Below are 4088 nucleotides of genomic sequence, written 5' to 3' on the forward strand. Positions count from 1 at the left end.
CCAAAAAGCGTGAAACGCAAAACGTGAAGCGTGAATGAACGCCTGACTCTCCAAACACTTGAGCGTTCAAACGCCTTGTCTAGCACCTCCTTTGTCCCCATGTTCTGACTTACCTCCTACCAATCCTTCTCAGATCGCTGGCGTCTTGAGAATCGCTTTTGTAATATCTTCTTCTGAATCTCTTTTTCATTATCTTTAACAGCCTCCAGCAGCCGAATAGCATCTTCCTTCGACATTTCAACCGGCTGCTGTGTTGCCCCCTGTTCTGATTGCGGTGGCGATTCTTCGGATCCAGCTTCCTGTTCTGATGATTCCTGATCCTGTTGCTGCTGTTCTGATTCTGACGGATTCTTCTGATCTTGCTGATTCGGTTCCTGTCCGTCCCTATCCTGTTGGTCCTGATTCTGCTGTTGCTGGTCTTGTTCCTGTTGATCTTTGCCCTCATCCCCGGACTCAGATCGGTTCTGCTGTGATTTCTGTTCCAATTTCTCAAGCGCGAGTTCTAGGTTATACTTCGCATCCAAGTCTGCTGGATTCAGGCGCAACGCACTTTTGTAGGATCGGATTGCCCCCTCTATATCATTGAGTTGGACCTGAGTGTTTCCCAAATTGTAGTATCCTTGCGCTTGATGGACTGGATCTGCGGTATCAAGAGATCGTCTGAATTCATCGGATGCTTTCTCAAATTGCTTTTTTTGATACAAGGCTGTCCCTAGATTGTAACGGGAAATTGCATCTTCCGGTCGATCTTCTGCTGCCGATTGGTATGCCTCAAGCGCGGCATCATACGCCTCTGCTTTATAGTGTGCATTTCCGCGCTTAATCGCCTGAGACCAACCCCCTATCCACCCAACCAGAAAGAAAAGTAAAACAAGGAACATGTAGTGCACAGGACAACTAGTTAATTGGGGTAATTTTGCACTCATTTTTTCTTTTCTCCATAACTATATTGCCACCCAACTCTCTTAACTATAACGCAAGTTGTTAGACAACCTATATTTCATACCCGACACCTATAAAAAATAACCAATTTTACGACACACTTGTCGCCCCGCGGGGGCTCTGTCAGTCAGACAAGTTGAGCGCAAGCGAAATCCCGACTTATCGGGGACAAGTCGGGAGAAGCTCAACCTCTAAAACTCCAACGGGTCCGCAGATGGTAACTTGCCTTAAATCAGACACGATTTCACAGGCTGTCTATAGTGTAGGCATCTAGCAATTTTTCGTTAATCTCGACACCAAATCCGGGGCTGTCATCCAACGTGAAGAAGCCATCGCGGGGCGTAGGACGCAAGCAGCGATAGAGCTCATTCTCTGTAGATTTGCGTGAGGGGCCAAAGGTTTCCGCCCGACATGGCATTGGCAAACAGGCAATCAGGTGCAACCCCCAAGGGGTTCCACCCTGATGGGGCCAAGTCGGAACTCCATGTGCTGCTGCCTCGTTGGCGATTTTGAGACACTCGCCGAAGCCACCCGCCCAACTGATATCGGGTTGAATCATGTGGGCAGCTTTCCAGCGCAGCAGCTCACGAAATCCGTATCGGGTGAATTCGTGTTCGCCGGAGACAATCCAAGTGGAGTCGATCTCTCGAACCAATCGCGCCATACCTGCATAATCGTCCAAGGGGATGGCTTCCTCAATCCACTTGAGATTGACATCGATGGCAGCCTCCGCAAAACGAAGCGTATAATCCACGTCCCACCGCAGATAAATATCCGCCATCAGTTCGATATCGGGTCCAATCACCTGACGGGCTTCACGGATGATCTCAAGGTTCTTTGCAAAACCTTCCTCTCCCTCTGCAAGTCCATTTCGGAGCCCCGGCTTGCAGGCGGTAAATCCTCGGGCAACGTAATAACCGACATCCACGCCGGTGGCATACGCCGGTATCTTGAGTTGCGGTTCATCCGTAATTAAGCTATAGACCGGGGTGTCCAGAATTTTGCCACAGAGATCCCACAGGGCGAGTTCAATGCCACTGAGGGCATAAATAACAACCCCTCGTCGTCCATAAATCGACGTGATGTGATAGAGGTTGTCCCATATCTCCTCCACATCAAGCGGATCGTGCTCCAGCGTGAAATACTTCATATGTCGGTCAATGATAAGTGCCCCGGCAAGACCACCACCACCGAGTCCATAACCCTTCAACCCTTTGTCGGTCGTAACCTCCACCATCAGTGCACCCGCCTGTGTGGCAAAGGGGCCGCGCCAGTCGACATGAGCGTTTTTCGGTTCTGGTGGCATCTGGATTTGCCTGCCAGCCTTGGAATATGCCATTGATGACATTGCAGTAGGATTCAGGTTAAGGTGCCAAGTCCGAATACCGACAATTTTATGACGGGTTTTCGCTCGGTCTTTCCATTCTGCGGCACGAGCCTGTGCTTCAGCAGCGTAGTACGGCGGTTCGATTGCGATGCTTGTTTCATTCCCAGCATCAACAGAAGATTGCTGTTTGTTAGCCATAATTGTTGTCCCCTAATTTTTAATACACATTTAACCATTACCAAATGCAACTTTTTCGACGAACCTTGAAACGCTCTTCTCAAAATGATTCCCGCATCGCACGTTGTCGAAAGAAATGGATTAGCGGTTCGACGTAAGATTGTTCCGTCCGAATTTCGATGTTGTCAATTTTGTTTGATTGGAGGAACTTTCGACGCGCTTCAACAACATCGAGATTGAGTTGTTGATACATCTCTCGTGCCTTGGGGTCCTGCGTATCTAAGACAACCACCTCACCGGTTTCTGCGTCCTCAAGTTCAATCAACCCCACATTCGGCAACGTTTCTTCCCGCATATCTTGAATCGTAATCGCGATGAGGTCATGCCGTTTGCTCGTCACTTGTAACCGCTTCTCGTATCCACAATCCATGAAGTCGGAGATCAGGAACACAACACTCTTTCGCCGGATGACGCGGTCAACGTACTCTAACGCAGCGCTGATGTTCGTCCCACGCTGCTGTGGCTCAAAGTATAAGATCTCCCGGATGACACGCAGGACATGCTTTATTCCCTTACGCGGTGGAACAAATAGCTCCACATCGTCCGTGAAGCAGATCAGCCCGACCTTATCACTGTTTTTGATAGCGGAAAAGGCGAGCAGCGCGGAGATCTCCGCAGCAATCTCGGCTTTTGTCTGCTGATATGTCCCAAAGTCCGCAGAACCACTGGTATCAACGAGCAGCATCATCACTAACTCGCGTTCCTCTACATATTTTTTGATATACGGCTGTCCCATCCGGGCGGTCACATTCCAATCAATCGTGCGGATCTCGTCGCCGGGCTGGTATTCACGCACCTCCTCAAACTCCATGCCTCGTCCCTTGAATACGCTTTCGTATTCTCCGGCGAAGATGTTGTTGACAAGTCGGTTGGTGGAAATTTCGATTCGGCGGATCTTTTTCAGAATTTCTTTCGTGTTCATCAGGAATTTCCCATGCTCCATACGTTGTGCTACCGCTCATTTTATCAAGATGGTGCTATAGAATCAAATGAAAAAGTGAACCAAAAAGTGTTGAATTTTTGTCTCTTTATTGGTATTCTTATTGTCAAAAGCACTTTGCGACGGTGTAAAACTTTGGGGGGATCTGGGTTTACCCAACGAACTCCGCATAGCGGAGTCTAATTGAAAGGAGTGGGACATGGAGAAAGAGTGGCTAAAATACTGTGCTACTGATGAGCAGCTTCAAACGTTTAACGACGCGGGCTACCTAATCGTTGAAGATGCCCTATCGTCAGAAATGGTTGATAAAATGACCATCGCTATTAATCGCATCGATGTGGAGGAGCGAAAGAAGCAGGGACTTGGACCACACGACCTGATGAAAAAGTTCCGTACCATCGCCGCAGATGATCTGTTTCTCGAATTGCTTGATAACCCGAAGGTATTTCCGTTGTTGTGGGATATCCTCGGCTGGAACATCCAACTCTACATTTCTCACTTAATCGTTTACCCGCCGGAAGGACCCGATGTACTACGAACCCGAAAAGGGGCGGGATGGCATCAGGATGGTGGTAGACCTGTGCAGGAGATGGAGCGCCCACATCCGCGGTTGTCTCTCAAAGTGAGTTATTGGTTCAGTGA

Annotated in this window: 3 protein-coding genes and 1 pseudogene (1 of these 4 running past the window's edge); 1 reads left to right on the plus strand and 3 read right to left on the minus strand. The window is 48.9% G+C overall.

Annotation, left to right across the window (positions count from 1 at the left end):
- Positions 1 to 116: 116 nt before the first annotated feature.
- From J4G02_08745 to J4G02_08755, 3 genes are all read right to left on the minus strand, one after another.
- On the minus strand, positions 117 to 926 hold the full coding sequence (locus J4G02_08745; GenBank protein MCE2394659.1) for a tetratricopeptide repeat protein: 810 nt from the start codon (positions 924 to 926) through the stop codon (positions 117 to 119).
- 260 nt (positions 927 to 1186) lie between these two features.
- Complete coding sequence (locus J4G02_08750) at positions 1187 to 2467, minus strand: hypothetical protein (protein ID MCE2394660.1); 1281 nt, start codon at positions 2465 to 2467, stop codon at positions 1187 to 1189.
- Positions 2468 to 2546: 79 nt separating this feature from the next.
- On the minus strand, positions 2547 to 3428 hold the full coding sequence (locus J4G02_08755) for a DUF58 domain-containing protein (protein MCE2394661.1): 882 nt from the start codon (positions 3426 to 3428) through the stop codon (positions 2547 to 2549).
- Between the two features lie 217 nt (positions 3429 to 3645).
- Here J4G02_08755 and J4G02_08760 point away from each other — a divergent pair.
- A pseudogene (locus tag J4G02_08760) lies at positions 3646 to 4088 on the plus strand (phytanoyl-CoA dioxygenase) (it continues 371 nt past the right edge of the window).

Source organism: Candidatus Poribacteria bacterium, assembly GCA_021295755.1.
Lineage (GTDB): Bacteria > Poribacteria > WGA-4E > WGA-4E > PCPOR2b > PCPOR2b.

Bases quoted from the DNA above. Each gene is read 5' to 3' on its own strand.
- J4G02_08745 (MCE2394659.1), bottom strand. From the start codon at position 926: ATGAGTGCAAAATTACCCCAATTAACTAGTTGTCCTGTGCACTACATG.
- J4G02_08750 (MCE2394660.1), bottom strand. From the start codon at position 2,467: ATGGCTAACAAACAGCAATCTTCTGTTGATGCTGGGAATGAAACAAGC.
- J4G02_08755 (MCE2394661.1), bottom strand. From the start codon at position 3,428: ATGAACACGAAAGAAATTCTGAAAAAGATCCGCCGAATCGAAATTTCC.